Raw genomic sequence first — 24,963 nt, 5'->3', positions numbered from 1 at the left:
TCAGCGCGCCTCGGCCGGGCGCATGATCCCATCGATCACCCGGCGTTCCTCGAGGTGCTCGCGCCCCGGGGTCTCGAGCCGGGCAAACAGCACCTCGCCGCTCTCGATCAGGCTGACAGCGCCAAGCTCGGCAAGCGCGCGCATCTGGGTGCGGATCCACTCGCGGCTGCGGCGATAGCCGTAGATGTCGAGCGTGCGCTTCAAGAGCAGATCGGAAAGCCGGCCATCGGCCTGATCGGCCAGGGCGCGCAGCATCGCCAGGCGCGCCTCGCGCGCGATCTGCACGGCCAGTTCGGCAGCAAGGCTCATCGCTCCATCCCCTTGGGCACCACCACCGACATGATCAGGGTGAGATTGCGATCGATGTGATCGACCTTGGCCGCGGTCGCCGCGCTCATGGCGGCGTGTTCGCTCTGCCGCTCGGCCTGGGCGCGCAGCCGGCCTTCGAGATCGGGCAGGGCCTTGGCGAGGCGCTCGATCGCCTTTTCCATCCGCCTGATTTCGGCGACGCTCGCCACCGCGTCCTCGAACTTGCCGAGGCGCTGCTCGATCTCGCCGACCTTGGCCTCGACCCCGGAGAGCTTGTTGTCGAACGCGGCGAACTTGCGCTCGAGCCCCCCGGTGCCCACCGGGTTGTGCGCCCCGCCGCGCCAGGCGGCGATCGCGATCCCGAAGAGGATGAACACGATGATCGCAAGCTCGAGAAAATCGCCGCTGGTCATTCTTTGCCTGGTCCCTTGATCGTGCCGCTCGCGCCGGTGAAGACGCGGCTGATGAAATCCTTGATCTGCTGGCCGAACAGCTCGAGCAGCGAATAGCCCGAAAAGCCGAGGCCCACCGCCACCACGAAGGCGAACAGCCAGCCCGGGCGGCTCTCGATGATCCACAGCTCGACCACGATCAGCATGATCGCGCTCACCAAGAGGCGAAGCGGCAGGCCGAGCGCGGCCTCGCTGCGCCGGGTGAAGGGCCGCGCCGCGATCACGCCGATCGCCCCGAGGATGCAGGTGACGATCGGCACCGGCAGGCCCCACAGATCGACAAGGAAGCGCTCGCCCAGCGGCAGGCGCGCATCGGGCGCCACCGCCGTAAGCGCGAGCGAGGGCACCCACAGCGCGAGAAACTTGGAGAGCGAGAGCGGCTCGGTCATCGGCGCGTCTCCCGCCGGCTCTGGCAGGTGATGCAGCGCCGCGCCGAAGGCATCGCCTGGCGGCGCGCCGGATCGATCGGCTCGCCGCATTCGATGCACCAGGCCGCGCCCGGCAGGGCCAGCGCGCCGCGCAAGCGCGCCAGCGCCGCCTCCTTCGACAGGCGCTCCCAGGCCTCGGCCCGCTCCAGCCCGCGCTCGCCGATATCCATCACCGCGGCTCCTCCGGCACGAAGCGGACGGCGGACTGCGCTTTCACCCAGTCGATCAGCGCCTGCAGCTGGAGCGCCTGCTCGGATGCGATCAGCGCGTCGTCGAGGCCAAGGGCTCCGCCGGCAGGAAATCGGTCTTCACCGGCGGGCGCATCAGCTCGGCCGGCGGAATCGGGAAGGCCGGGCAGACCAGCTGCGTCGGCGTGGCGGGGATCGCTTGGGGCGGCGTTACGCGCCCGCAGGCGGTCAAAGCGAGCGCGCAGGCCAGCCAGAGCGCTGCGGTAATCAGAGGTGATCGCATCGGTGATGGTCTCCTGTTCGCGGGCGACCCGCCGGGCATTGGCCTCGGCCTCGGCTTGGGCCTGCTTCGCGGCAGCGAGGAAAGCGTTGACGGTGCCGAGATGCGCAGCCTGCTCGGCGGCGAGGCCGGCCTCGGCCTCGGCCAGATCGGCGCGCAGGCCGGGGACTGTGACCAGCTGCGACCACAGCAGGGCCGGAAAGACGATTGCGACGGCGAGGTTGCGCCAGTCGCTGGCGAGCCACTTGCCGGCCGCTGAGAGGCCCCTCACCAGCCACTCAAACGCACCCGCGGCGAACAATTTCAGCCCGAGCCACATCAGGCTTCGCCCGCCTTGGCGAGCACGGCGCGAATTTCGTCGCGAATGTCGATAGCGCGGGCGCTCTTCCAGTCGATCGTGCCGTTCGGTCGCACACGCTCGTACATCACCACCACGCCATCGCCGGACCAGCGCCCGTCGAAGAACAGATCGCGCTCGGCCTTGCGGCGGGCGATGATTTCGCGCGGGCGCGACCAGTTCAGGAACTCGCTCCAGGCGCGCGCGCGCCGGCCGAACAGGAAGGACTGCACCCAGTCGGCCTGCCCGATCGCCCCGGTGTTCCAGTGGAAGCTCAGCGCCGCGCCCAACTGGGCCTCGGTCAGTTCGCGGCCGCGGAATGCGGCCAGCACCTGCGGCAAATAGCGGGTGCGCAGCAGCCATTCATAGACTTCGATAGCGCGCAAGACGGTGGAACGGCGGCCGCGATAGCGACCGACCAGGTGCCCGCTCTTGTCCGTCACCCCAAACCCCCAGGTCCACACGCCGACGCTGTCGAGATAGGCCTCGAGCACGAGGCCTTCGTGCTCGGCGATCTCGAGCAGGATCCGTTCGGTGAGATGCGCGCTGGTCATGCCCCGCTGGATGGGGGAAATCGGTGTGCGCTGCGCCCCGGAACGCGTTCCGGCCTAGCCGGGCCGGAGCGGCTAGAAGAGCCTGCCCTGCCGCGAATCGCGCATCGCTTTCAACCGCGCGCGGCGTTTGCGGACGCCCCGCTCGGTGTATCGGCAAGCGAGAGCGATGTCACGATCAGACCGCCCGGCCATGATCATCGCGTCGATGCGGGCCTGCTGGCTGGCGATGAATCCCGTCTCGCCGAGCGGGATATCGACCCGCGCGCCCGCCAGCCCGGCGGTGAAGTGCTCGCCGATCCGCCTTGCCGCTTCCTGCCCGACGAGCTGGCTGAGCCAGTGATCGGGGCCGGGGTGCGGCGGGATGTAAACGCGGGTGCCGCCGACCGCCCCCGCCACCCGGCGCGCTGCCTCCTCGCCCGCGATCCGGGCGATATCGGCGAGCACCTGGGGGAGAGGATCGGCGCGGATGGTCACTGGGTCTCGGTGCCCCGCCCGGCCGGCTCGGGGCTCTCCCAGACCGCTTCCCCGGCCTGTGGTGCGTGGGCCAGCGGCAGGGCGGCATCGCAGGCGGCGCACTCGGCGGTGATGCGGCCGACATGCCAGGCCCTGCCTCCGCAGCAGGGGCAGCGGTTGGTCTCGCCGGGCCAGTAGAGCTGCGGCGCGGGGCGCAGGAAGGTGGCGCGGGCGTTCATTTTCCCCCTCCCGCTGCGCGCAGCTTCCGGCCCAGGGCGTGAGCGATCGTGTCGTAGCCTTCAGCCGTCACCGGCCCGCCGACCCCGAGCTCGATCCCGCACAGCCGGAAGGCGGCGTCGTTCAGCGTCCAGCTGTCGGGGATTTCGCCGGCGCGCTTCAGCTTGGCGACGATCGCCTCGCACAGCCGCTCCTTGAGCTTCAGCACTGTCCAAGCGTTGCCGTTGGCATCGGTCTGCGACCAGCCATGCCGCTCGGCCATCGCCTTGAGCGCCTCGATCAGACGGTAGCCCTGCGACTGGTTGGCCCAGACAAGCCGCTCGCAGCCGAGCTGGCGCCTGGCGAAGGCCTCGAGCGCCTTCTCGTCCGGGCTGCGCACCGCGCCGAGGTGGTAGAGACTGATCCACAGCGCGCGCGCCTTGCGGGCGACCGGGTGCTGCGCGGGGCGGCTCGTCCCGCTCTTGGGCAGAGGCTTGAAGCCGAGCGCCTCGAAGCGGCGCAGCGCCCGCTCCAGTTCGGCCTCGGTGCAATCGGCAGCGCTCGGTCGGCCGGTCTCCTCGAGCAGGATCTGGCGATAGTCGTCCTCGTCGAGCATCAGCTGCTTCTTGGCGAGATGAACCTTGGCCAGCATCGCCCGCCGGCGGGTGGCCGACCGGTCGAAAGTGGCGGGCGCGGCATTGGCGTGGAGCGCAAGTCCCATCAGGATTCTCCAGTGATGGCGGCCAGCCCGATCGCGAGGATCGCGGCGAGGCCGAGGGTGATCACCATCCCGATCGCCTCCGATCGGGCGGTGCCGGGGCCGCAGGCGGCATCGAGCGCGCGCGCGGTGTGGCGGTAGAGGGCGAGGAGGCGGGTCACGCGCGGATCCAGCGCGTGGCGCGTTCGCTCTGGGCGTCGCGCAGGTCGGCGATCGAGAGGCCGCGATCCTCGGCCACCGCCAGCATCGTCGCCGCTTCGATCAGCTGCTTGCATTCGCGCAGACCCCCGCTGTCGGGCGTGAGCGCGATGCTTTCGAGGTAGCGGCGGATGTCGGGCTGCTCGATCCCCCAGGCATCGCAGAAGGCGACCACGTCCTCGCGCTCGGGCGTGCGCTGCTCGTGCATGTGGGCGAGGCGGCTCATCAGGCGGGCGAGCTGGTCGCGCCGCCGCCCGGTCTTGATCGACTGGACCAGCTCCTCGTTGCCGAGCAGGCAGATCCCGACCCCGGTGGTGTCGTGCCAGAAGCGCAGCTCCTCGATCGCCTCGAGGCTGAGCCAGTTGGCCTCGTCGATCACCAGCAGGCCCTTGCGCCCCGTCACCCGCTGGACGACGACGGCCGAGGCATCGGCGGTCGACAGGCGGCGCTGCTCCACGCCGAGGGCCTTGAGCACCGCCTGGATCATCGACAGCAGGCTGCTGCTCGAGGGCTTCATCGTCGCCTTCCAGACCGGCCCTGCGCGGCCGGCGTATTCGTCGATCGTCATGGTCTTGCCCGTGCCCGGCCCGGTGCCGACCACGGTGATCCGGCCCGAGTGCGCGACTTCGAGCAGGTAGAGGATCTTCTGGCTGGTGCGCGTGTCGAAATAGCCCGGGTCGGCCGGCAGCTTCGCTTGGCGCATCGACTGCGCCTCGACCATCTGGCGGAACTGCCACACCCGGCGCGCGACATTGCTGCCGCCGTCCTTCGCGCCGTAGGTGCCCGCGGCGAAGGTGGTGATGGTGCCGACCGGGATCCCCGATTGCTGCGCGACCTGGCTCCACGGCATCGGCGGATCGCTCAGCTCGCGGTAGCCGTTGAGCCACAGCCGCATCTCCTCGACATCGACCGGGATGTCCTTGACGTTGATCATGATCCCTTGCTCTCCTTGTTCCTGGCTCAGTTGTTGGCTGCCGCGATCTTCGCGCGGCCGAGGCGCATCCGTTCGAGCGCGCTCAGCGGAGTCGGCTCGGCGGGGCCGGGGTTGTCAGCGGCGCGCGCGGCGCGCGGCAGGCCCACCGCCTTGCCCGAGGGGCGCACCGGGCGGACCGCACCGGCGCGCAGGGCTGGCGGGGGCGCGACACCGGCCTGCAGCTCGGCGAGCTGCTCGGCCGAGATCAGCTCCTCGGCCTCGGCCATCGCCTTGACCTGCTTCTTGTAGGCGGCGAGACGCTTGGCTGTTTCGCGCGCGCCGGCGGCATCGGTGAAGCCGGTGTCGGCGATCAGATCGGCAGCGGTGATGTAGCGGCCTTCCAGATCGTAGACGTGGACCTCGGAATGCAGGTTGTCGGGATCAAAGCGCACCGTCACCCGCTCGCCCCGGCGGCTCGAAAGCTCTGGGTGCCAGTAGCGGTTGCCGTGTAGCTCGATCTCGCCGGTCTGGCGGTTGATCAGCTTCTGATCGGCGGCGAGCAGCGCCATCCGCAGCTGCTCGGGGGTGGCCTTGCCGATGGTGCTGGCAGCGTAGCTTTCGAAGAACACCTCGTCGAAGCTGCGACCGTTCGCGGTCTGGGTGCGGCGGCGCGGGCGGGCGTTGTGGGCGGCGATTTCCTGGTCGACCAGGGCGACGAAGCGATCCCATTCAACCGCCTTGCTGCCGTAGTTTTCGGGCTTCGCGGTGGTGCTGTTGCCGGTGTAGGCGCCCTCGCAGGCCGGATGCTTGGCGATGCAGTCGCACAGATCGCGGAAGGCCCGTTCGATCGGCTTGGACTGGCCCCGGAACGGCAGCGCCCAGTGAATGCGCACACCGAGGGCGGTGAGCAACCCGGTCGGCTCCTCGGGCCTGATCTTGAAGCGGAAGCGGCTCTTCGCCCCGCCGGTGATCCACTTCGAGGCAAAGGCACGGCCGTTATCGAGCACGCAGTTGGCCGGGATGCCGAAGTTCCTGAACAGGTCAGCGAAGGCGAGCCGGGTCTGGATCGCGCTTTCCTCGCCGCCCAGCCGCCAGGCGAGGATCTTTCGGCTAAAAATGTCCTGGATGGCCAGCATGATGGGGCGGATCACCCGCCCGTCGGCGGTCTTCACGAAGACATCGAACTTGTGCCCGTCGATGTTGACCCACTCGAGCGCGCGCAGCTCCTTCACGCTGCGGCGCTGGGCGGGAATCGAGCGGCGCAGCGCCTCCTCGCCTTCGCGCTTCAGGGTCAGCACGGCGGCGGGATATTCCCGCTCCACGCGCCGCCTGAAGGTGCGCTCAGACGCCATTGAGAGGCCGCGCGCCTCGGCCATCCGGGCGACGCGGTAGTAGCAGCTGGTGAGCGTGGGTGCGCTGGCGCGCAGATAGTCGCTGATGAAGGCCTGCCACAGATCGGGGTGGATTTCCGCCTCGGCCCCGCCGCCCTGGCGGCGCGGGGCGAGCGCCACCAGCCAGTCGGCCCGCCCGATGCCCTCGACCGCGCGCAACCAGTTCCACAACGTCGACCGGCCGACGCCGAACTGGTCGGACGCGGTGGCAACAGCCGAGCTGCGGGTCGATCCCGCCTCGCACAGCAGCGCGATCGCATTGACGATGTCGAGTCGGCGCTGCGCTTCGGCCTTCACCTTGGCGCTCTGCCGGTCAAACCACGCCCAGGCCGATTCCTGCGCGATGCCAGCGGCGGTCGGACGGGTGCGGATCAGGCCGCGCCGCGCCAGCGCGATCCGCGCCTCGCCGGGCAGCAGGCTGACGTGGAATTCCACCCCGCCGCCGCGACCGCAGCGCTTGCGCACCAGAAGGCGATTATCGGCACCCACGCGCGTGGCCCAGCGCTCGGCCTGCGCGCGGCGGTTGATCGAGCGCTTGTCACCGGGCAGACCGGGCAGGCCCAGCGCCTCAAGCTCGGCCGCGGTGAACCACGCATCGTCTTCCAGCGGGATCAGTGATTGGGCTCTACTGGCCATTTATTGCTCACCTATCGCGGATAGGGGTTGCTTCGTTGCGCAGGCGGCGCTGCTCCTCCCTGAGCTGGTTGATCAGGGTCTCGATCTGGCCGAGCCGCGCGGTCTTGACCTCTTCGCCCACCAGCAGGGCGGCACCGATCTTTCGCATGATCGGATCGAGCAGGTCCTGCCGGTCGGTCACCACCAGCAGCGCGAACAGGCGGGAAGCTGGCACCTTGTGATCGGGCCGCGCGCCGCTGGCATAGGCATCGAGCATCGCCTTGCTGACGGTGTCGTTGAGCACGGCTGACATCGCGCCCGCGATCTCCTCCCGGCTGCGCGGATCGCTGGCGAGCACGGTGCCGACCAGTTCGCACACCTGCCGCTCCAGTCCCGCCAGCTCGGCCACGCCCTTGGCGGGCGCAGGCGGCGCGAAGTCGAAGGGCAGCTGGTTGGGATGGGCTTTAGCCTTGGGCATCGGCCTCTCCATCGCCCAAGCGCCGGTCAAGCCGCCGGGAAAGCGAGCCGCGGCAGTGATCACGCGGCAGGATCGTGACGATGCGGTTTTCCTCCAGCACCACCCGCTGCCCTCCTGCGAGGCGCACGAACCGCGCCCCGAATTCGATGGCGACCCGCACCGCCGGAACGTCGAGCGCGCGCCAGATTTCGGCGGCCGGCAAATCGGCCACCCGCTCGCGATAACGCTGGATTGCATGGCGGGTGAGAAAGGGCTCAGCCATGGCTCAGTCCCTCATCATCCAGCGCGTATCGAAATCGTCGAAGCGCGGCGCGGCGGGTTGCTCGGGGATCAGCGGGATCGGCGGCAGCGCCGAACGCAGCCCGCGCCGGGCCATCTTCGCGCGGTGCTGCTCGCGCATCTCGACCGCCTTCATCCGCGCCTCTGCCTCGATCGGGGTGACGCCCAGTTCCAGCGCCAGCTCCATCACCTTGCGATGGTGGCGGCAGTATTCGGCATGGCTGGCAAAACGCGGCATCACACCTCTCCTTGCTGGCTGTCGAAGTCGAAGAGCATCACCTTGCGCACCAGCAGCCCGAAGCTGCCAACCGCGCATCCCATCCCGCGCTCCTTGCCGATCCAGCCGACCAGCCCCATCGCGCGCAGCACCGCAGTGTGCTCGCAGTCGGCCACCCGCCACGCGCCCGCGTAGGGCTGCTTGCTGCTGATCCATGCCTGCTTGAGCACCTCGGCAGCCTCGGGATCAGCCGTTTCCAGCGTTCGGGCGACATCGCGCGGATCGGGCAGGCCGGTGACCATCGCCCGCAGCGCATCGCGCCGCGTCAACTCGAGCTCGCGCGCGGTGACCTTGTCTGCGCCTTCGCGCATGATCCGCGCCAGCTCGACCTCCGAGCGCATCGCGGCTTCGAGCTCGTTCCATTCGTTGGTGGGGCTGTAGGATGTCATGCCGCCGCCTCCCCGATGCGGACGAAGAACAGCGGCTCGCCATCGGGCGCGCGCGGGATGGGAATCGGGCGCAGCACGTTGATCCCGCGCCACTGCGCACCGGATCGCAGGACAGCGCCGCGCCTCTCCAGTCCTTCGACCAGCTGGAACGCCGCATTCAGGCTGCGGCAGCCAATGCCCTCGGCGATTTCCTTCATCAGCGGAGGTACGCCGATACTTTCCTCGTACCCGACGATGAAGCGCAGCGCGTCCTGCTGGCGGGGCGTGAGGCCGATCATGACAGCGGCCCTCCCGCGCGAACGAAGAACAGCGGCTCGCCATCGGGCGCGCGCGGGATCGGCACCTGCGCCAGAACCTCGATCGCACGTTGCCTCCTGGGCAGTCGCCGCAGCGCACCTCTGCGCTCGATCTCGTCCAGGTGGCGCGCGACTGTGGCAGTGCTCGAGAACCCAAGGCCAGCGCCGATCTCATTGAAACTCGGCGAGACGCCGCCATGCGCCTGCTGGAAGCCGATGATAAAGCGCAGCACGTCCTGCTGGCGCTGGGTCAAACCGATCATCGCGCTGCCCTCCGACCGGGGCGGCGCAGTTGCTCTCTGAGCACCCGGCGCTGTTGGCTGCGGCTCATGTCAGCAGCTCCCACAAGGTCAGCGCCTACCAGATCACGCCGGGCGCGATGATCAGGGCAATGGCGATGCCGAGCATGATCTCGGTCAGGCTGGCGCGGTCATCTGGTTCGCCGGGCATCACAGCACCTCCTCAAGCGACAGGATTTCGGAATTTCGGGAGAGCGGCGGCAGCCAGATCGTGCGCGTCTGGCCGGGCGCAGTCGGGCGCTTCACGTCCCAGACGATCCAGCAGTAATCGACCATGCCGCCACGGAAGGCGCGCTTGCCCATCGCGGCGATCAGGTCGCCCGGCGGCATCGAGGGGCGCTGGCACAGGTGCAGCACCGCCTGCGGCGGGTGGTCAGTGAACAACTGGAAGCGCACCTTCCCGGCAAGCCACTTGCTCGGCACGAGGATACAAACCCGCCGCGACGTGAGCACAAGCGCGTGCCGCACGAAGGCCTCTAGGATGCCCTTCCGGTAGGAATAGGGCGGATTGAAGATCAGGCTGCAGGGCGCGGGTGCGGCCTTGGTCTCGAGGAAGTCGCCCGGTGTGAAGATCATCGGCGCGCCGCCGCCGAAGTTCTGGTAGGCGACGTTCTCGACGAGGTCCGATCCGTAGGTGAGGAAGTTCCGGTCGTGCGCGGCGAGCAGGGTGTTGCCCATGCCGCAGCACGGATCCCAGATCGCAAGTCCCTCGGCCTGCTCCAGCGCCAGATCATCCAGCACGAGAGCCAGCTGCTCGGCGCACCAGAACTCGTCGACATACCAGTCGAGCGGATGGCGCTTTGAATGCCGGCCCGAGGAAATTTCACCCCTCACTCGCCCAGCTCCTCATTGAGCCGGTCGCGCAGGACGCGCTTCATCTCGGGCGTGAGCATCGAGACGAGCTTCGGCACGAACTGGCGCTTCTGCTCGAGGCTGAGGCGCGACCAAGCGCCCGTGATCGCGTCGTAATGCTTCTGGTGCGCCACCGGCGCCGCCAGCGGCACTGGGCCACCGACCCCTGCCGCGATCTTGGCATCCTCAACGCCAATCTCGGGATCGGCGATCAGCGCCTCGATCACCTTGCGGCGTACCCTCTCATCCTTGAGCTGGGTCAGCGCCTTCAGCTGCGCGCCGTTCTCCCCCACCACCGGATGCTTGGCGAGCTGCTCGACGAGATCGGGAAAGGGCTCGATCACAAGGCGATAGAGCGCCAGATCATTGTGGATCGTGCGCCGCGACATCCCGAGCGCTTCGCCGACCGATTCCTCCCAGCTGTATGCTTGTGCAATCTTTGCACAAGCATCCTCGGTCTCATCCCTGAGAGCCGCCTCAGCGGTCTCTTCGAAGTGCTTCACACGGTCCCAGCGCGCCTTCGCGCCGCGCTGGTATTGGTCGAGATCGCCATGCGCGCGGGCGATGCGCTCCTGCGCGGCGGTCACCAGCGCGGCGGTGAACTTCGCCCGCTCGATCGGCCCCAGCGGGCGGCGGTGCAGGTTCTCCGAGGCCTCCAGGTCGGCGAGGTCCTCGGGCTTGCCCTTGACCTCGATCGCGAAGACCGTGATGCCCTCCATCAGGGCACCGGTCAGCCGATGCATCCCGGTCACAAGCCGCCAGGGGCGATTGCCCTCCGCCTTGCACTTCTCGATGCTCTTGCTCGGGAAGACCCGCGTCACCTTGATCGGATCGCGCTGGCCATCCACGGCCATCAGCCGGCCAAGCGCAGCCGCCTTGTCCTCGTGCAGGAAACCGATCCGCGCGGGGATGAAGATGTCGTTCGGGTCAAGCTCGAGCAGCTGGGCGCTCGTCAATAGCGGGCGAGCGTTCATTGCGCACCTCCACTTAGACGATGCGCGCCCGCTTCGGCCTCGCTAGCCTCTCCGGCATCAACAGCAGGAGACCCGCCTTGAGCATCGATACCGAACTTGCCGACCTCAAAGATGCGCTGCGCCAGACGCAGGCGCGCCTCGACGCGCTCGGCGCGTTCCAGATCGCCATCGGCGCGGCCCTGATCCGCACCGATCCCGCCCTTTCCGAAGCGCTGTTTGACCAGCTCGATCTGGCGCATCGCCTGGCCAAAGACGCGGGCGAGCGCGCCAGCGCGGCGGTCCTCAACAAGATCGTCCAGCAGCTGCATCAGCAGCTCGGCCTGCAAGCGAACGATTGATGCAGCCCGCGCCTCGCCCTCGGCGCGCGCTTCGGCCATCATCCTGGCGGCGTAGCTCGGCACCACAAAGTCTGTGTCAGCGGTCAGATGCGCGACATATTTGCGCGCCTTCTCTTCATCGCCGATCCAGAAGGTCACCATCTGGTCGGCTTCCTTGGGCAGGCGCACCGAAACACACTGGCCAGCGAACTTTGCGCTGTCCTTCGACCAGAAGCGGCGATTGCCAAACCGCATCGATCCGTCTTTGCCGACAAACTTGTCGACAGGCCAAGGCCAGTTGTTCATGCCGCCACCGCCTTCCCGCGGCCCGCCAGCCGCTTGGCATCCTCCGCCTCGATCTTGTCGAGCTCGCGATAAAGCGCCTCGATAGAATGGAAATTGGCCCCAACGGGGTCAGGGTTCTTCGGACCCCGCCGCCATCTGAAGAACGTGGTCGGGTGCACTCCTGCCCTGCGGCAGAGCTGCGCGATGGGCACGCGGGCCGCTTTCGCGCGCCGCTCGATGTCCCGGATGGTCGATTGCTGGTCCATGTCGTTTGCAGTAACCGCATTTTTTCAGCCGCGCAAGTGCAGAAATGCAGTTATATTTGCAGCCCCCCCTTTGCTACCTGACTGGTATGGAGGGGCTCGAACAGGATCGCGAGCTGGTGCTTGCGCTGAAAAATTACGCTGGCACGGATCTGGCCGCGATCGCGCGGAAGGCCGGGATAGCCCCTTCCACTCTGCAACGCCCTGCAAATGGTTCAGCGGACACTCGCCTCAGCCAGCGCACGATCGAGAAGCTCCGTGCAGCCTTCCCCAAGTTCCCAGGCTGGACCCGGGCCGGTGCGGCCGCGCTCGTCAGCCGCGTCGAACCCGATATGGTCGAGATCGCCTCCATCGACCTCAATTTCGGCCTCGGCCCGGCCTTCATGGACAGCGAGATACTCGAACACCAGGCAGACACCCTGCTGTTCCCGCGTGATTGGCTCCGCTCGATCACCCGCAGCCCGCCCGAACAGCTCTATTGGGCCAAAGGCCTGGGCAACTCGATGGAGCCGACCATCGGCGATGGTGATGTGATCCTGATCGATCGCTCCGCCGAAGGCTCAAAGTTCGGCGATCTCTACTGGGCCATCGCCTTCGGGCAGACCGGAATGGTCAAACGCCTGCGACCAATGCCCGACGGCAGCATCAAGATATTGAGCGACAACCCAGCCGTCCCGCCCGAGGTGGCGCACGATGGCGAGCTGCACGTTTTTGGCCGCGTCATCGCCGTGGTGAGGAGGATCTGAATTGGCGGCACGCCCAGCCCTCATCATGGCAGGCATCGTCGGCGCACTGGCAATCGGCGTTGGAGCCTATTTCGGCAATCAGTGGTGGGTTTGCCGAAGCCTCGAAAGCGATTACCTCCGCACTATCGATGGCTATACCTCAAACGTCTATTCAGGCGCTCTGGCAGGTGCCGTTGGCGTGGAGTTCGATCGCGAAAAGCAGAAGGAGATGCAGGACATGAGCCTGCGCCTGCAACAGATGCAGCTCACTGCAATCTACGAGCGTTGCGGCGACGAGAAGGCGCGCTCGGTTCAGCAAGGGGGCCTTGTTATCATCGATGACATTCGGCGGAAACCGGGCTGACACCGATGGCAAGTCTGGTCATACATGGGCCGATGCCAGAGCGCTTCGAGCACCACCTGCGCGAGGCTAACGAGGCTCTCGGATACTACAGGATCGACGCGCTCGACCAGCTGCTGGCCATGTACCGCGAACAGTGGCCAAAGGGCCTCTCCTCGACGATGTTCCGTGAAGCCGAGATCCGGCCGCTGCTCAGCGAGAAGGGGCTCTCCGATCCCCGCCACGCCCAGAAGGCAACCTCGCTTAGAGCCGAGTTCAATCTGCTCCGCGAGGAGTTTGATCGCCAGAACCCTGAGGGCGTTTCCGGGGTGAGATTCTGGGCGAGCGCGGGTCGGCATTGCGACGCAGCGCGCCAGCTGGACCAGTCGATAGTCCCGCTGGCCGGCAAGTGGTCCTTGCCGTTGCCTGATTGCGGGCAAGAATGGTGCCCCTGCAACTGGACCTGGGAGTTCGATCTAGGCTGAAATTCGCGCCCACTTTCACGAATGTAAGTAAGAGGCTATTTCAGCCCTAATACGTTCGATTTCCTCGCGTTTTCGTCTGATCTATACACCCACCGGCTGTTGTCCAAGTTGTGTCCTAGTTCGGAGGCGCTTGGGTTACCTCTCAGGGGCTCTTCAGCGGCCCGTTATGGGGCCATAAACGGCAGAATTCCGCGCTTCAGAAGGCCGATCCATCAGATCACGCCACTCCAGCCGGTCTTGGCAATCTATCGTCTAAATGGCCCCTGACTCTTGACACAGGAACCGACCGCCAATTTTTGATGACCCTCCTCGGAACCCCGCAGAAAACCGTGGCTTTTTCCCCGGATATCCCCGCGCAATCCCGAAAAATCCCGCTCACCGCCACTCCAGAAGGTCTTGTCATCTAACACTCGCTCAACCCGTCGATCGCCGCCCAGCAGCGCCAGCCGAGCCGCCGCGCCCGGGGCGCCGTCATCCCGCCGAGCGCGATGACAGGCAGCCGCGATTGCCGCGCCAGCAGCCGGAACTGCACCGGGCCCAGCACCCTGCCGCCGGGATGGGTGCGGGTCGGGAACACCGGCGAAAGCAATGCGGCATCCGCCCCCAGCCGGGCCGCCAGGCCCAGTTCGGCGAGGCTGTGCGCGGTCGCCAAGTGGAGTAGCCCAGCCCGGCGCGGACAGAGGCTCCGCGGCGCGCCATAGATCCCGTCGGCCCCCCATTTTCGGGCAGTCTGGGCACCGCCGGCGAGAATCACCCTGTGTCCCCGTGCCCGTGCGATGCGGTCAAGCTGTCGGAACCGGCGGAACCGCTCGGCATCGGGCAGGTGGTAGTGGCGATAGATGAAGCCGGAACCGCGCGGCAGGCGGGCGAGCGCGCGCTCGAGCCCGGCGTCATTGCGCGCATCGGAGATCAGCCACAGGCCGGGAAGGGTCTTTATCTGCGTCACCGCCTCTCTATAGCGCGCGGCATGGACAATGCAGCAGCCCGCCTTGCCGAAGTGCACGCCAACATCGCCCGCGTGTGCAAGCCCGCCCGCCGCGCGCCGGAAGATATAACGCTGATCGCGGTCAGCAAGACCCACGGCCCCGAGGCGATCCAACCGCTGATCGATGCAGGCCAGCGCGTTTTCGGGGAGAACCGGGTGCAGGAGGCACAGGGCAAATGGCCCGCGCTCAAGGCGGCCCATCCCGAAATCGAGCTACACCTGATCGGCCAGCTGCAATCGAACAAGGCCCGTGAGGCCGTGGCGCTGTTCGACTGCATCCATTCGCTCGACCGGCCGAGCCTGCTCGCCGCGCTCACCAAGGCGATGGACGAGGCCGGGCGGCAGGTGCCGTGCTTCGTGCAGGTCAATATCGGCAACGAGCCGCAGAAGGGCGGGTGTCCGATTGCCGGTCTGCCCGCCTTTCTCGAACAGGTGCGCGCCGCCGACGTGCCCGTAGCCGGGCTGATGTGCATCCCCCCGGCCGACACCGAACCCGCACCCTTCTTCGCGCTGCTGGCCAAGCTCGCCGCCGATCACGGCCTTTCCGGCCTCAGCATGGGCATGAGCGGCGATTATCAGACGGCCGTGATGCTCGGGGCGACCCACGTGCGGGTCGGCACCGCGCTGTTCGGGGCGCGCGGGTAAGAAATAGGGCGCTCCGTTCCCGGAGCGCCCCCCTTTCATTCGTCACGAGCACCGGTCGCGAAGCGACCGCAAGGCCGACCGGCCGCCCGCAGCGGGCGCAGCTTTGCTGCGCGACTAGCGAGGACGATCGCCAGGAGGGGCGATCGCCTAAAAACTTCAAAATTCAAACATCGCCTCGATGCCGACGTTGCGGCCGCGCATTAGCGGCGAGAAGGTGCCAGCGGTCGGATTCGGGGCGAAGGGACGACGCACCCCGGTCGAGTTGGGGCCGCCGAACGGAACCTGCGTGTCGCCGCCTTCCTGGACCTCGTCGAGCAGGTTGCGGCCGTAGAGCGACAGCGACAGGCCTTGGATCGGGGTGTTCCAGGTGATGTTGGCTTCGAGGTTCGACAGCGCGTTCAGCCAGCCGAGGTTGTCATCGGTATAGGCTGCCTCGTCACGGTACTGGTAGTTGATCCGCGTGAGGATGTTGCTGCTGCCCAGATCCAGCTCGTGGATCAGGCCCGCACCCACCGTGATCGGGGGAACGCGCGGCAGGCTCAGCGCCAGATCGGCATCGGTGATCAGGCCATCGCCGGAGATGTCGAACAGCACCCGGTCATACTCGGCATCGACGATCCCGATATTGGCGGTGAAGGCGAGGCTGTCCGACACCCGCATCCGCGCTTCGGCTTCGAAGCCGGTGATCGTCGCATCGGCGGTGTTGAGGATGTTCTGCACCACCCCCGCGCCCGGATCGGCGAGGTTCACTTCGCGCTGCATGTTGCCGATCTTGGTGATGTAGGCCGCGGCATTGAGCGTGAAGGCGCCGTCCATAGTCTGGAACTTGCCGCCGATTTCGTAATTGTCGACCTTCTCTTCATCAAACCCGAGCGAGCCGGTGGCGAGGAAGGCGCGGTTGAATACCGGCACGTTGGTGATGCGGAAGTTGTAGCCGCCCGAACGGAAGCCGCGGCTCCAGTGGCCATAGACCTGGCTGTTGGCGAATTCGTACTGCAGGCCGAGTTTGGGCGAGAGGTTCCTGAACCGCACGCGGTCGGTGAAGCCGTTGGTCTCGGTCGCCGGGTTGAACGGCTGGGTGCCGGTCGGGCAGGTGCCGGCAACAACCGAACAGGCCGCCCGCGGCGTGATGTAGGTCACCGCCGCGTCCTTGGTTTCCTGATTCCAGCGGATCCCGGCAATCAGCGAGAGATTGTCGATGAATTCCCACTGGGCGCTGGCGAAAAGGCCGATCACCTCGTGATCCTGGCGCCCGCCACCGTAGAATACTGGGGGCTGGAGGGCCGGCGGCAGGTCACGGCGCAGTTCGCGGCTTTCGTCATAGGCGAGGTCCTGCTGGAAGTAGAACCCGCCGAGGGTGAGATCGAGCCGGTCGAACGACATCGCATAGCGCAGTTCGTTCGAGATCTGGTCCTGCTGGGTCTGCGTGCCCGAGTGGAACAGGAACCGCGGAGTGGCATCGATGTCGCCGCGGGTCCTGGCGCTGTAATCGCGGTAGCCGAACACGTTGGTGAGCGTGCCGGGGCCGATATCGAGCGTCGCGGTGAGCGAGCCGGTCCAGATCTCGTTGGCGTAAAAGCCCGGTTCGTCGATCGCGAAGTCGAAGCTGTTGCGATCAAAGAAGGCGCGGTTCTGGGCCGACGGGCCGTCGCCGTCGCTCTCGAAATAGTCGAGCTTGCCGAGCAGGGTCAGACCGCCGAGCCGCGCTTCGAGCGCACCGCGCAGGATCTTGGTTTCCGCCTTGCCGTGGTTTTCCGGAATGTTGGGGTTGGTCAGCGAGGCAAGGTTGCGGAAATAGCCTTCGTCCTTGTTGTAATAGGCGCCGACCTTGAACAGCAGCACGTCCTCGACGATCGGGCCGCTGATAACACCGCTGACGGTGTAGTTGGGGCCGCCGCGACCGCCATCGAGCGCCGGGCCATCGACCGCCGCGCGGAACTTGCCGCGGAAGTCTTCGGTCGGCTTGCCGGTGTTGATCACCACCGCGCCGCCGGTCACGTTGCGACCGAACAGCACGCCCTGCGGGCCGCGCAGGATTTCGACGCTTTCAAGGTCGAACAGGTCGAACACCACGCCGGCGTTGATGCCGAGATAGACGCCATCGACGAAGACGCCGACGGTCGGGTCGATCGAGGGGATCGACGAGTTGATGCCGAGGCCGCGGATGGTGAAGTTGGCAGTGCCGCGGCTGGTGCCGACCTGGTCGAGACTGACCGTCGGCGCCTGGAAGGAAAGGCCCTGGATATCGCGGATCTTGAAGGCCTCGAGTGTGCCGGAATTGAACGCGGTCACGGCGAGCGGGATGTCCTGGACGTTCTCGGCATCCTTTTTCTTGGTGCCGGTGACGAGGATCTCGTTGATCGCGTCGAGTGTGCTGGTGCGCTCTTCAGTGGCGGGGGTTTCGCTGTCCTGGGCCGCGGCCGCGAACGGGGTCAGCGCGGCGGTACCGAGCAGCAGCGCGATCTTGCCGAGCCAGAGGGGGCTCGACGCGAGGGTTTTGGTGGTCATCTTATGGCTCTCCCTGAGTTGAGGGCGGCCGCAATAGCAAGACGTCACGCAATTGCAACCTGCCGACCGGGGTAAGTCGAGCATGCAAAGGTTCTTGGATTCAAAACGTTGTAATCATGCCTTTTCGAGCTGTTGCTGCCGGTGATCGCTCGCCGCCGCGAGCAGCGCAGCCTCGATCTCCGCGAGCCGTTCGGGTGCCTTGACCTTCGCCCCGGTAAGATCGGTGACGTAGAACGTGTCCGCCGCCGCCTCACCATAGGCGGTGATGTGGGCCGAATGGACGATCAGGTTGGCCTTGTAGAGCGCGTGCGCCAGCCGGTTAAGCAGCGCCGGACGATCGCGTGCGGTGACCTCGATCACGGTGAAGTGGTTTGACGCATCATTGTCGAACCCGACGCGCGGGGCGACATCGAAAGCCTTGGCACGCGAATGGGCGAGCGGGCGCGCGGCAAGCTTGGGCACGAGTTCGACCTTGGCCAACAAGGCATCGCGGATGCCCCTGTGGATGCGGGCGATCTGCGCCTCCTCGCCCATCGGCTGACCGTGCTGGTCCTGCACCAGGAAATTGTCGAAGGCATAGCCCGATTTGGCGGTGTGGATGCGCGCGTCGATGATGTTGCCGCCGGCGAGGTGGATCCCGCCGGCCATGCGGTAGAACAGCCCGGGATGATCGACCGCAATGACACTGACGCGGGTCGCACCGCGCACCTTGTCGGGCTCACACTGGATCGAGAGCGGCTCGCCCGCCGCCAGCGCCGCGTCATATTGCAGCAGGTTGCTGGCGATGATGTCTTCCGGCTCGGCGATCCAGTAGGCATCGCCCAGGAGCGCCCCGGCCGTATCGACCAGAGCCGCGCGTTCGCCCAAGAGCCGCGCCACCACGTCCTTCTTGGCTGCCACGCGCTGCTTGCGGCCCGTCCCCTTGTGGCCGAGCCGCAGGCGCTCCTGCGCGGCGTCGTAAAGTTCGCCCAGCAGCTGGCCCTTCCAGCTGTTCCATGTGCCCGGCCCGACCGCGCGGATATCGACGGCGGTCAGGATCGCGAGATTGCGCAGGCGTTCGAGGCTCTGCACCTCGGCGACGAAATCCTCGATCGTCTTGGGATCGGTGAGATCGCGCTTTTGGGCGGTGCGGCTCATCAGCAGGTGATGCAGCACCAGCCAGGCGACCAGATCGGTCTCCTTCTCGTCAAGCCCGAAGCGCGGGCACAGGCGGTGTGCCACCTCCGCGCCCAGCACCGAATGGTCGCCCCCGCGTCCCTTGGCGATATCATGCAGCAGCACCGCGACATAGAGCGCGCGGCGCGAGGCGACCCGCCCGATCTCGCGGGTGGCGCGCGGGTGATCGGCGGCAAGCAGTCCACGCTCGATCTGGCTGAGCAGGCCGATCGCGCGGATGGTGTGCTCGTCGACCGTGTAGTGGTGATACATGTCGAACTGCATCTGCGCGTTGACCCGGCCGAAGTCCGGCACGAAGCGGCCGAACACGCCCGCCTCGTTCATCCAGCGCAGCGCCGTTTCCGGATCCTTGCGGCCGGTAAGCAGTTCGAGGAACAGCGCATTGGCGCGCTTGTCGCGGCGCACGCCCGCATCGATCAGCTTCGCATCGCGGCCGACCTGGCGCATGGTTTCAGGGTGCACCTCCAGCCCTTCGGACTCGGCCAGCCGGAACACCTCGATCAGCCGCACCGGATCGGCCCGGAACCAGTCATCGCCCGGTGCCCGCATGCGGCCGCCATCGACCATGTAGCCCTTGAACGCCCGCGGGCGTTGGGTCCAGCCGGCAAAGAACCCGCTGCGGGTGCGCTTCTTCGCGAATTCCTCGTCGAGGTGAGCGAGGAAGACGCCGGTCAGACTGCCGACGCGCTTGGCCTGCAGAAAGTAATACTGCATGAACCGCTCGACCGCGCTCTTGCCTGGGCGATCGGCGAAATGCATTCGCTCGGCCACCTGCCGCTGGAGATCGAAGGTGAGCCGGTCCTCGGCGCGGTCGGTGATGTTGTGCATGTGGCAGCGCACCGCCAGCAGAAAACCCTCGGCACGGCGAAAGCTGCGGTATTCACCGGCAGTGAGCAGTCCGACATCAACCAGCTCGGCGGCGTTCTGGACACGGTGCACATATTTGCCGATCCAGTACAGCGTCTGCAGGTCGCGCAATCCCCCCTTGCCGTCCTTGATATTGGGTTCGACCACGTAGCGGCTGTCGCCCATGCGCTTGTGCCGGGCATCGCGCTCGGCGAGCTTCTGGGTCAGGAACTGACGTTCCGAGCCCTTGGCGACTTCGCTCCAGAAGCGCTGGCGCAGCTCTTCGTAGAGCTGCTGGTCGCCCCAAACCAGCCGGCTTTCGAGCAGCGCGGTGCGGATCGTAAGATCCTCCTTGGCCATGCGCATGGCGTCGGAAACGGTGCGGCTCGAATGGCCGACCTTGAGGCCGAGGTCCCATAGGATGTAGAGCATCGCCTCGATCACCTGCTCGCACCACGGCGAGCGCCGCATCGGGGTGATGAAGGCGATGTCGACATCCGAATGCGGCGCCATCTCGGCCCGCCCGTAACCGCCGACCGCAAGGATCGCGAGCCGCTCGGCCTGAGTCCGATTGGGCACCGGATAGATGTGGGTGGTCACATGATCGTGAATCACCCGCAGCAGCTGGTCGGTGAGGAAGGAATAGCCCCCCGTCACATCGTGACCGGCCGAGGGCGCATCGGCCAGTCGCCGCACCAGTTCGGCCCGGCCGGCATTCATCGCGCCGCGCAGCGCCTTGACGATCGTGGCGCGCGCAGCGGACCCGTGCGCCGCGTGCAGCTCGGCGATCTCCTCGACCAGCGCGCGCCGGTTGATGATCGCGCGCTGTCCGGGGATGCGCCGGAGGCTCACGCCGCCAGGTTCTCGCCAGCATAGCGCGCCTTGACGGTGCGCTTGTCGATCTTCTGCGTGCCGAGCCGCGGCAGAGCTTCCTCGGTGATCCAAATCTGGTGTTCGAGCGGCACCTTGAACGGCGCGATCCGTCCGAGCAGGAAGGCGCGCAGCTCACCCGGGGTGATCGCGGGCCGGCCTTCCTTCATGCGGTAAACCGCCGCGGGCACCTCGCCGAAACGCGCGTCGGGCAGCCCGAACACCGAACATTCGCCGATGTCGTCATGGGCATAGATTGCGTCTTCCACCTCGATGCAAGAAATGTTCTCGCCGCCGCGGATGATGATGTCCTTCTTGCGGTCGACGATGAACAGGTAATCGTCCGCGTCAAGATAGCCGAGATCGCCGGTGCGGAAATAGCCATCGGCGGTGAAGGCGGCCTTGGTCGCTTCCTCGTTTTTCCAGTAGCCGCGGAAATTGGCGACCGAGCGGATGCACACCTCGCCCACCTGGCCGTTGGGCAGCCGATTGCCGGCATCGTCGAGGATGGCGAGATCAACGATCGGTTTCGATGCGCGGCCCGTCGAGCCGGGCTTGGCGAGATAGTTCTCGTTGAAATTGCCGCAGCCGACCGCGTTGGTCTCGGTCAGGCCATAGCCGAGCAGCGGGAACCCGCCGGGGAAGGCTTCCTTGATGCGGGTGACGTGCTCCACCGGACGCGGCGCCCCGCCCGCGGCGAAGCTCTTGCACTTCGACAGATCGTATTTCTCGCGGTCGGGGTGATTGGCGATTTCGTAGCTCATCAGCGGCACGCCGACGAAATAGGTGACGCCTTCCTCGGCCATCAGCCGGATCGCCAGGCCCGCGTCCCACTTGGGCATCAGCACCAGCTTGCGCCCGATGGCGAAGCTCTGGAGGAACAGCGGCACTTCTCCGGTCACGTGGAACAACGGCACGGCGACCAGCGCACAGGGCTGATCGGTGATCGGCCCTTCGCTGCTTTCGATATGGACCTTGGCCATCGCGCTCTGGGCGACATAGCTCATCACCCCGTGGACGACGCCGCGGTGATCCGACCACGCGCCCTTGGACTTGCCGGTCGAACCCGAGGTGTAGAGGATGGTGGCGATGTCGTCGGGGCCGATCTGCCCCAGCATCGCCATCGCCGCGCTGGTGCCCTGCGGCAGGCGCCAGACATTGGCCAGCCCGGCCGAGGGCGCGCTGCCGTGATCGAACAGCACCACCTTGGCCGGATGGGCATGGCCTTCGAGCCGCGCTGCGCGTTCGGCATCCGCCAGCACCAGCTTCGCCTCGACCAGGTCGATCCCGTAGGCCAGTTCCTCTCCGCTGGAAAAGCCGTTGAGCAAGGTCGCGCAGCCGCCCGCCATCAGGATGCCCATATAGGCGATCATCCAGTTGGCCGAATTGCGCGCGGCAATACCGATGCGGTCGCCCTTGGTGATGCCGTGATCGTGGACAAGGCTTTCCGCGACGCAGCTCGCCGCGGCATAGGTTTCGGAAAAGGTCAGCCGGATCTCGCCATCGACGAGGAAAGGCACGTCGCGGTGTTCGTTGCAGAAATGCGCGAAGTAATGTGCAAGGCTCGGCGGAGCGCTGGCGAAGGCGGGCATTTCCACACCATCACGGATGAAGGGCACGGTGGCAAAGGGCTGTCCTTCGGCAGTCAGCGCGGTGATGATCGCATCAAGCGCATTGTCCAGCTGGGTGGGCATGCGGTATCCTTTCCTCTCTCATTGCTGGAAGACCGGCGCGCGTTTCGCCCTGCCCGTCATCCGATCCCAAGCCGCCTCGGCAGTTCCGCGCCCCTTCCCCTGTCCGGCGCGCTGTGCCAGAAGCACCCACGCGACACGGCCGGATCCGGCCCGCCGATACGGCATCTCATTGTCAATAAGAGGTTCGCCCTGTGCTGTCACTACTTGCCGCAAGCGGCGCCGCCGATCCGATCCACTGGACCGATCTCGGCCTGCGCCCGGGCATCGATCTCGGCTTTTTCACGCTGCGGTTCTATTCGCTCGCCTATCTCATCGGGGTGATCTTCGCCTATTGGCACACCTCGAAGATGCTCAAGCAGCCCGGCGCGCCGATGGCGCAGCGCCATGCCGACGATCTGTTCTTCTACTGCACGCTGGGCGTGATCGTCGGCGGGCGGCTGGGCTATGCCGCCTTCTACACCGGGGGCGAGACCGGCATACCTTCAGCCTTCACCGATTTCTCGGGCGATGGCTTCGTTTCGTGGAAGCTGCTGCGGCTGTGGGACGGCGGGATGGCGTTCCACGGCGGGCTGATCGGGGTGATTGTGGCAATGGCTTACGTGGCCTGGCGCGACAAGCTCAGATTCATCCGTGTGGCCGACTATGTCAGCGTCAGCGTGCCGATGGGGATGCTGCTCGGGCGGCTGGCCAATTTCGTCAACGGCGAGCTGTGGGGGCGGGTGAGCGATGTGCCGTGGGCAATGGTGTTCCCCGGTGCTGACGATCAACCGCGTCACCCGAGCCAGCTCTATCAGGCCGGGCTCGAAGGGCTGGCGCTGCTGATCGTGATGATGCTGCTGTTCTGGAAAACCCGCGCGCGCTATCGGCCCGGACTGCTCGCGGGCATATTCACACTCGGCATCGGGATTTCACGCTTCGTCAACGAATTTTTCCGTCAGCCCGATGCACAACTGGCTGACTTTGCGGCCCGGACCGGGCTATCGATGGGGCAATGGCTGACCATACCGCTTATCCTGACTGGATTGATTGTCGTGCTCTACGCCTTGCGCCAGAAGCCGCTGGCGGCGGGGACAAGGCATCCGGCCTGACCGGCGCAGCCGTCTGGCGCCCGGCCTTGCGGCTGATCGATCCCACGCAGGATGAGGAAGATCAGGCGCGCCGCAAAGCCGCGTCTGACGCCGCAACGAAGATGGCCGCGCAAGCCCAGGCCGCTGCCGCGCGCGAACGGGCCGTCGCCGAAGCGCAGGCGCGCGCCGAAGCCCAAGCCCGCGAGCAAGCCCGCGCCGAAGCCGCGGCAGCCGCCAAGGCCGAAGCCCTCGCCAAAGCCAAGGCGGAAGCCGAAGAGCGCGCGCGGCTGATCCGCGAAGAGCGCGAACGCGCCAAGGCCGAAGCCGAAGCCCGTGCCAGGGCCGAGCGCGAAGCGCGCGCGAAAGCCGCTGCCGAAGCCCGCGCCCGCCGCGAGGTCGAAGCCGCCGAACGCGCGCGTCTCGCCGCTGAGGCCAAGGCCAAGGCCGAAGCCGAGGCAAAGGCGCGCAAGGAGGCCAAGGAAAGGGCGCTCGCCGAGGCAAAGGCCCGGCGCGAGGCCGAAGCCCGCGCCAAGGCCGAAGAGAAGGCGCGTCTGGCCGCCGAAGCCAAGGCCAGAGCCGAAGCCGCCGCCAAGGCCGCGGCCGAAGAAGCCGCGCGCCGTGCGGCCGAGGAGAAGGCCCGCGCCGAAGCCGAAGCCAAGGCCCGCGCCAAGGCCGAGGCCGAAGCCCGCAAGAAGGCCGAAGCCGAGGAGAAGGCGCGTCTCGCCGCCGAGGCCGAGGCCAAGGCCGAAGCGGAAAGGAAGGCCAAGGCCGAAGCGGAAAGGAAGGCCAAGGCCGAAGCCGCCGCGCGCGCGAAGATCGATCTTGGCAAGAGCTTGCGCCGCCTGATCAGACAGACCGGCCCGATCAGCCTTGCCCATTACATGGCCGAAAGCAATGCGCGCTACTATGCCAGCCGCGATCCGCTGGGCGATCAGGGCGACTTCATCACCGCTCCGGAAATCAGCCAGATGTTCGGCGAGCTGATCGGCCTGTGGTTTGCCGATCTGTGGGTGCGCATGGGCAGTCGCAAGCGCATCCACTATGTCGAACTCGGCCCCGGTCGCGGGACGCTCGCGAAGGATGCCCTGGGCGCTGCCGGCCGTTACGATTTCGCACCGCAGGTGCATTTCGTCGAGACCTCGCCGACATTGCGGGCGATCCAGCGCGAAGCCTTTCCCGATTGCCACCACCACCACGATCTTTCGACCCTGCCCGACGATGCCCCGCTGCTGATCGTTGCCAACGAGTTCTTCGATGCCTTGCCGATCCATCACCTGGTGCGCTCGGCCGATGGCTGGTTTGAACGGATGGTCGGGCTGGAGGGCGACAGGTTTGTCTTGAAGCCGGGCAAGGAGCGGATGGACCATATCGTTCCGCCCAGCTGGCGCACCGGCCCGCAGGGCGCGACGATCGAGACCAGCCCTGCGGCGGTGGCGGTGATGACCGAGATCGCCCGGCGCCTCAAGGAACAGGGCGGCGCAGCGCTGATCATCGATTACGGCCACAAGGAGCTGGCCTCGGGCACCACCTTGCAAGCCCTCAAGGCGCACAGGAAGGTCGACATCTTCGATCACCCGGGGGAGGCCGACATCACCGCCCATGTCGATTTCGAGCTGCTCGCCCATGTCGCGCAGGAGCAGGGCGCCGACGTGATGGGCTTGCAATATCAGGGCGAATGGCTGCGCCAGATGGGCATCGACGTGCGCACTGAGGCGCTCCAGCGGCGCAACCCGGGCGAAAAGGACAAGGTCCAGCGCCAGCGTGACCGGCTGGTCGAGGACAATCAGATGGGCACGCTGTTCAAGGTGCTCGGGATCTGCGGGCGGCGCTGGCCGTTCGGGGCAGGATTCCAGTGAGGATG

Annotated in this window: 32 protein-coding genes; 6 read left to right on the top strand and 26 right to left on the bottom strand. The window is 66.8% G+C overall.

The genetic code is table 11. The annotated features are described in order from the left end of the window. The 22 genes from BZF61_RS11015 to BZF61_RS10915 all read right to left on the bottom strand — a co-directional run bounded on the left by BZF61_RS11015 (position 1) and on the right by BZF61_RS10915 (position 11,764). On the bottom strand, positions 1-309 hold the full coding sequence (locus BZF61_RS11015) for a VpaChn25_0724 family phage protein (RefSeq protein ID WP_086619251.1): 309 nt from the start codon (positions 307-309) through the stop codon (positions 1-3). Beyond that, positions 306-722, bottom strand: a complete 417-nt coding sequence (locus tag BZF61_RS11010) for a hypothetical protein (RefSeq protein ID WP_086619249.1) — start codon at positions 720-722, stop codon at positions 306-308. The genes BZF61_RS11015 and BZF61_RS11010 overlap by 4 nt, the downstream gene beginning before the upstream one ends. Then, positions 719-1,150 carry a hypothetical protein gene (locus BZF61_RS11005; RefSeq protein WP_086619248.1) on the bottom strand — a complete coding sequence of 144 codons (432 nt, stop codon included), beginning with the start codon at positions 1,148-1,150 and terminating at the stop codon, positions 719-721. The genes BZF61_RS11010 and BZF61_RS11005 overlap by 4 nt, the downstream gene beginning before the upstream one ends. Then, the gene (locus tag BZF61_RS11000; protein WP_086619247.1) at positions 1,147-1,359 is read right to left on the bottom strand and encodes a TraR/DksA C4-type zinc finger protein; all 213 of its coding nucleotides are present in this window, start codon (positions 1,357-1,359) and stop codon (positions 1,147-1,149) included. The genes BZF61_RS11005 and BZF61_RS11000 overlap by 4 nt, the downstream gene beginning before the upstream one ends. Next, entirely contained in the window at positions 1,359-1,976 is a 618-nt protein-coding gene (locus BZF61_RS10995) for a hypothetical protein (RefSeq protein WP_086619245.1), read from the bottom strand. The genes BZF61_RS11000 and BZF61_RS10995 overlap by 1 nt, the downstream gene beginning before the upstream one ends. Next, the gene (locus BZF61_RS10990; protein ID WP_086619244.1) at positions 1,976-2,548 is read right to left on the bottom strand and encodes a lysozyme; all 573 of its coding nucleotides are present in this window, start codon (positions 2,546-2,548) and stop codon (positions 1,976-1,978) included. The genes BZF61_RS10995 and BZF61_RS10990 overlap by 1 nt, the downstream gene beginning before the upstream one ends. Before the next feature lie 72 nt (positions 2,549-2,620). Then, positions 2,621-3,022: a hypothetical protein gene (locus BZF61_RS10985; RefSeq protein ID WP_086619242.1), complete on the bottom strand. Its 402-nt coding sequence runs from the start codon at positions 3,020-3,022 to the stop codon at positions 2,621-2,623. Next, entirely contained in the window at positions 3,019-3,240 is a 222-nt protein-coding gene (locus BZF61_RS10980) for a hypothetical protein (protein ID WP_086619241.1), read from the bottom strand. Before BZF61_RS10980 ends, BZF61_RS10985 begins: the two co-directional genes overlap by 4 nt. After that, positions 3,237-3,938, bottom strand: a complete 702-nt coding sequence (locus BZF61_RS10975; RefSeq protein ID WP_086619240.1) for a gp16 family protein — start codon at positions 3,936-3,938, stop codon at positions 3,237-3,239. Before BZF61_RS10975 ends, BZF61_RS10980 begins: the two co-directional genes overlap by 4 nt. Continuing rightward, positions 3,938-4,096, bottom strand: a complete 159-nt coding sequence (locus tag BZF61_RS15780) for a hypothetical protein (protein ID WP_158094095.1) — start codon at positions 4,094-4,096, stop codon at positions 3,938-3,940. Before BZF61_RS15780 ends, BZF61_RS10975 begins: the two co-directional genes overlap by 1 nt. Then, on the bottom strand, positions 4,093-5,067 hold the full coding sequence (locus tag BZF61_RS10970) for an AAA family ATPase (RefSeq protein WP_086619238.1): 975 nt from the start codon (positions 5,065-5,067) through the stop codon (positions 4,093-4,095). Before BZF61_RS10970 ends, BZF61_RS15780 begins: the two co-directional genes overlap by 4 nt. Positions 5,068-5,093: 26 nt before the next feature. Beyond that, the gene (locus tag BZF61_RS10965; protein ID WP_086619236.1) at positions 5,094-7,073 is read right to left on the bottom strand and encodes a transposase domain-containing protein; all 1,980 of its coding nucleotides are present in this window, start codon (positions 7,071-7,073) and stop codon (positions 5,094-5,096) included. A 7-nt stretch (positions 7,074-7,080) separates the two neighbouring features. Next, positions 7,081-7,530 carry a hypothetical protein gene (locus tag BZF61_RS10960; RefSeq protein WP_143737018.1) on the bottom strand — a complete coding sequence of 150 codons (450 nt, stop codon included), beginning with the start codon at positions 7,528-7,530 and terminating at the stop codon, positions 7,081-7,083. Beyond that, a complete protein-coding gene (locus tag BZF61_RS10955; RefSeq protein WP_086619233.1) occupies positions 7,517-7,792 on the bottom strand; it encodes a hypothetical protein in 276 nt (91 codons plus the stop codon). Before BZF61_RS10955 ends, BZF61_RS10960 begins: the two co-directional genes overlap by 14 nt. A gap of 3 nt (positions 7,793-7,795) precedes the next feature. Next, on the bottom strand, positions 7,796-8,047 hold the full coding sequence (locus BZF61_RS10950; protein ID WP_086619232.1) for a hypothetical protein: 252 nt from the start codon (positions 8,045-8,047) through the stop codon (positions 7,796-7,798). Further along, on the bottom strand, positions 8,047-8,475 hold the full coding sequence (locus BZF61_RS10945; protein WP_086619230.1) for a hypothetical protein: 429 nt from the start codon (positions 8,473-8,475) through the stop codon (positions 8,047-8,049). Before BZF61_RS10945 ends, BZF61_RS10950 begins: the two co-directional genes overlap by 1 nt. Further along, positions 8,472-8,753 carry a LexA family protein gene (locus BZF61_RS10940; RefSeq protein ID WP_086619229.1) on the bottom strand — a complete coding sequence of 94 codons (282 nt, stop codon included), beginning with the start codon at positions 8,751-8,753 and terminating at the stop codon, positions 8,472-8,474. The genes BZF61_RS10945 and BZF61_RS10940 overlap by 4 nt, the downstream gene beginning before the upstream one ends. Beyond that, entirely contained in the window at positions 8,750-9,034 is a 285-nt protein-coding gene (locus BZF61_RS10935; RefSeq protein ID WP_086619227.1) for a LexA family protein, read from the bottom strand. Before BZF61_RS10935 ends, BZF61_RS10940 begins: the two co-directional genes overlap by 4 nt. Positions 9,035-9,220: 186 nt before the next feature. Continuing rightward, positions 9,221-9,904, bottom strand: coding sequence for a TRM11 family methyltransferase (locus BZF61_RS10930; protein WP_086619226.1), 684 nt, complete (start codon positions 9,902-9,904; stop codon positions 9,221-9,223). Then, entirely contained in the window at positions 9,901-10,896 is a 996-nt protein-coding gene (locus BZF61_RS10925; protein ID WP_143737016.1) for a hypothetical protein, read from the bottom strand. The genes BZF61_RS10930 and BZF61_RS10925 overlap by 4 nt, the downstream gene beginning before the upstream one ends. Further along, on the bottom strand, positions 10,893-11,519 hold the full coding sequence (locus BZF61_RS10920) for a hypothetical protein (RefSeq protein ID WP_086619223.1): 627 nt from the start codon (positions 11,517-11,519) through the stop codon (positions 10,893-10,895). Before BZF61_RS10920 ends, BZF61_RS10925 begins: the two co-directional genes overlap by 4 nt. After that, positions 11,516-11,764, bottom strand: a complete 249-nt coding sequence (locus BZF61_RS10915; RefSeq protein ID WP_086619221.1) for a transposase — start codon at positions 11,762-11,764, stop codon at positions 11,516-11,518. Before BZF61_RS10915 ends, BZF61_RS10920 begins: the two co-directional genes overlap by 4 nt. 86 nt (positions 11,765-11,850) lie before the next feature. On the opposite strand from BZF61_RS10915, the gene BZF61_RS16015 reads away from it, so the two are divergent. The 3 genes from BZF61_RS16015 to BZF61_RS10900 are packed head-to-tail and all read left to right on the top strand — an operon-like array spanning position 11,851 to position 13,311. Beyond that, positions 11,851-12,507, top strand: coding sequence for a S24 family peptidase (locus BZF61_RS16015; protein ID WP_245804596.1), 657 nt, complete (start codon positions 11,851-11,853; stop codon positions 12,505-12,507). Positions 12,508-12,532: 25 nt separating this feature from the next. Then, positions 12,533-12,850 carry a hypothetical protein gene (locus BZF61_RS10905; protein WP_086619219.1) on the top strand — a complete coding sequence of 106 codons (318 nt, stop codon included), beginning with the start codon at positions 12,533-12,535 and terminating at the stop codon, positions 12,848-12,850. Between the two features lie 5 nt (positions 12,851-12,855). Further along, positions 12,856-13,311, top strand: a complete 456-nt coding sequence (locus BZF61_RS10900) for a hypothetical protein (protein WP_086619218.1) — start codon at positions 12,856-12,858, stop codon at positions 13,309-13,311. A gap of 403 nt (positions 13,312-13,714) precedes the next feature. Here BZF61_RS10900 and BZF61_RS10895 read toward each other — a convergent pair whose 3' ends face one another. Beyond that, positions 13,715-14,257, bottom strand: coding sequence for a thiamine phosphate synthase (locus tag BZF61_RS10895; RefSeq protein ID WP_086619217.1), 543 nt, complete (start codon positions 14,255-14,257; stop codon positions 13,715-13,717). Positions 14,258-14,278: 21 nt separating this feature from the next. On the opposite strand from BZF61_RS10895, the gene BZF61_RS10890 reads away from it, so the two are divergent. Next, positions 14,279-14,941, top strand: a complete 663-nt coding sequence (locus tag BZF61_RS10890; RefSeq protein ID WP_086619215.1) for a YggS family pyridoxal phosphate-dependent enzyme — start codon at positions 14,279-14,281, stop codon at positions 14,939-14,941. Between the two features lie 156 nt (positions 14,942-15,097). Here BZF61_RS10890 and BZF61_RS10885 read toward each other — a convergent pair whose 3' ends face one another. From BZF61_RS10885 to BZF61_RS10875, 3 genes are all read right to left on the bottom strand, one after another. Continuing rightward, positions 15,098-17,449, bottom strand: coding sequence for a TonB-dependent receptor (locus BZF61_RS10885; protein ID WP_086619213.1), 2,352 nt, complete (start codon positions 17,447-17,449; stop codon positions 15,098-15,100). Between the two features lie 114 nt (positions 17,450-17,563). Next, a complete protein-coding gene (locus BZF61_RS10880) occupies positions 17,564-20,323 on the bottom strand; it encodes a [protein-PII] uridylyltransferase (protein WP_086619211.1) in 2,760 nt (919 codons plus the stop codon). Then, complete coding sequence (locus tag BZF61_RS10875) at positions 20,320-22,035, bottom strand: class I adenylate-forming enzyme family protein (protein ID WP_086619210.1); 1,716 nt, start codon at positions 22,033-22,035, stop codon at positions 20,320-20,322. Before BZF61_RS10875 ends, BZF61_RS10880 begins: the two co-directional genes overlap by 4 nt. A 191-nt stretch (positions 22,036-22,226) precedes the next feature. Between BZF61_RS10875 and lgt the strand changes: the two genes are divergently transcribed. Together lgt and BZF61_RS16090 are read left to right on the top strand one after the other, a co-directional pair. Further along, the gene (gene lgt, locus BZF61_RS10870) at positions 22,227-23,123 is read left to right on the top strand and encodes a prolipoprotein diacylglyceryl transferase (RefSeq protein WP_211276767.1); all 897 of its coding nucleotides are present in this window, start codon (positions 22,227-22,229) and stop codon (positions 23,121-23,123) included. Further along, positions 23,027-24,958 (top strand): class I SAM-dependent methyltransferase, encoded by a 1,932-nt coding sequence (locus tag BZF61_RS16090; protein WP_342742810.1) that lies wholly within the window; start codon positions 23,027-23,029, stop codon positions 24,956-24,958. The genes lgt and BZF61_RS16090 overlap by 97 nt, the downstream gene beginning before the upstream one ends. Positions 24,959-24,963: the final 5 nt, after the last annotated feature.

Source organism: Erythrobacter tepidarius (genome assembly GCF_002155695.1).
In the GTDB taxonomy this organism is placed as follows: Bacteria; Pseudomonadota; Alphaproteobacteria; order Sphingomonadales; family Sphingomonadaceae; genus Erythrobacter; species Erythrobacter tepidarius.
This window is presented reverse-complemented; position numbering and strand designations above follow the sequence as displayed.

Excerpts from the sequence above, each read along its gene's own strand:
- BZF61_RS10950 (WP_086619232.1), bottom strand. The coding sequence starts at position 8,047 with ATGCCGCGTTTTGCCAGCCATGCCGAATACTGCCGCCACCATCGCAAG.
- BZF61_RS10965 (WP_086619236.1), bottom strand. The coding sequence starts at position 7,073 with ATGGCCAGTAGAGCCCAATCACTGATCCCGCTGGAAGACGATGCGTGG.
- BZF61_RS10900 (WP_086619218.1), top strand. The coding sequence starts at position 12,856 with ATGGCAAGTCTGGTCATACATGGGCCGATGCCAGAGCGCTTCGAGCAC.
- BZF61_RS10890 (WP_086619215.1), top strand. The coding sequence starts at position 14,279 with ATGGACAATGCAGCAGCCCGCCTTGCCGAAGTGCACGCCAACATCGCC.
- BZF61_RS10955 (WP_086619233.1), bottom strand. The coding sequence starts at position 7,792 with ATGGCTGAGCCCTTTCTCACCCGCCATGCAATCCAGCGTTATCGCGAG.
- BZF61_RS11005 (WP_086619248.1), bottom strand. The coding sequence starts at position 1,150 with ATGACCGAGCCGCTCTCGCTCTCCAAGTTTCTCGCGCTGTGGGTGCCC.
- BZF61_RS10905 (WP_086619219.1), top strand. The coding sequence starts at position 12,533 with ATGGCAGGCATCGTCGGCGCACTGGCAATCGGCGTTGGAGCCTATTTC.
- BZF61_RS10915 (WP_086619221.1), bottom strand. The coding sequence starts at position 11,764 with ATGGACCAGCAATCGACCATCCGGGACATCGAGCGGCGCGCGAAAGCG.
- BZF61_RS10875 (WP_086619210.1), bottom strand. The coding sequence starts at position 22,035 with ATGCCCACCCAGCTGGACAATGCGCTTGATGCGATCATCACCGCGCTG.
- BZF61_RS11000 (WP_086619247.1), bottom strand. The coding sequence starts at position 1,359 with ATGGATATCGGCGAGCGCGGGCTGGAGCGGGCCGAGGCCTGGGAGCGC.
- BZF61_RS10970 (WP_086619238.1), bottom strand. The coding sequence starts at position 5,067 with ATGATCAACGTCAAGGACATCCCGGTCGATGTCGAGGAGATGCGGCTG.
- BZF61_RS10925 (WP_143737016.1), bottom strand. The coding sequence starts at position 10,896 with ATGAACGCTCGCCCGCTATTGACGAGCGCCCAGCTGCTCGAGCTTGAC.
- BZF61_RS10960 (WP_143737018.1), bottom strand. The coding sequence starts at position 7,530 with ATGCCCAAGGCTAAAGCCCATCCCAACCAGCTGCCCTTCGACTTCGCG.
- BZF61_RS10975 (WP_086619240.1), bottom strand. The coding sequence starts at position 3,938 with ATGGGACTTGCGCTCCACGCCAATGCCGCGCCCGCCACTTTCGACCGG.
- BZF61_RS10980 (WP_086619241.1), bottom strand. The coding sequence starts at position 3,240 with ATGAACGCCCGCGCCACCTTCCTGCGCCCCGCGCCGCAGCTCTACTGG.
- BZF61_RS10935 (WP_086619227.1), bottom strand. The coding sequence starts at position 9,034 with ATGATCGGTTTGACCCAGCGCCAGCAGGACGTGCTGCGCTTTATCATC.
- BZF61_RS11015 (WP_086619251.1), bottom strand. The coding sequence starts at position 309 with ATGAGCCTTGCTGCCGAACTGGCCGTGCAGATCGCGCGCGAGGCGCGC.
- BZF61_RS10885 (WP_086619213.1), bottom strand. The coding sequence starts at position 17,449 with ATGACCACCAAAACCCTCGCGTCGAGCCCCCTCTGGCTCGGCAAGATC.
- BZF61_RS10920 (WP_086619223.1), bottom strand. The coding sequence starts at position 11,519 with ATGAACAACTGGCCTTGGCCTGTCGACAAGTTTGTCGGCAAAGACGGA.
- BZF61_RS16090 (WP_342742810.1), top strand. The coding sequence starts at position 23,027 with ATGGCTGACCATACCGCTTATCCTGACTGGATTGATTGTCGTGCTCTA.
- BZF61_RS10995 (WP_086619245.1), bottom strand. The coding sequence starts at position 1,976 with ATGTGGCTCGGGCTGAAATTGTTCGCCGCGGGTGCGTTTGAGTGGCTG.
- BZF61_RS10945 (WP_086619230.1), bottom strand. The coding sequence starts at position 8,475 with ATGACATCCTACAGCCCCACCAACGAATGGAACGAGCTCGAAGCCGCG.
- BZF61_RS10990 (WP_086619244.1), bottom strand. The coding sequence starts at position 2,548 with ATGACCAGCGCGCATCTCACCGAACGGATCCTGCTCGAGATCGCCGAG.
- BZF61_RS16015 (WP_245804596.1), top strand. The coding sequence starts at position 11,851 with ATGGAGGGGCTCGAACAGGATCGCGAGCTGGTGCTTGCGCTGAAAAAT.
- BZF61_RS11010 (WP_086619249.1), bottom strand. The coding sequence starts at position 722 with ATGACCAGCGGCGATTTTCTCGAGCTTGCGATCATCGTGTTCATCCTC.
- BZF61_RS10940 (WP_086619229.1), bottom strand. The coding sequence starts at position 8,753 with ATGATCGGCCTCACGCCCCGCCAGCAGGACGCGCTGCGCTTCATCGTC.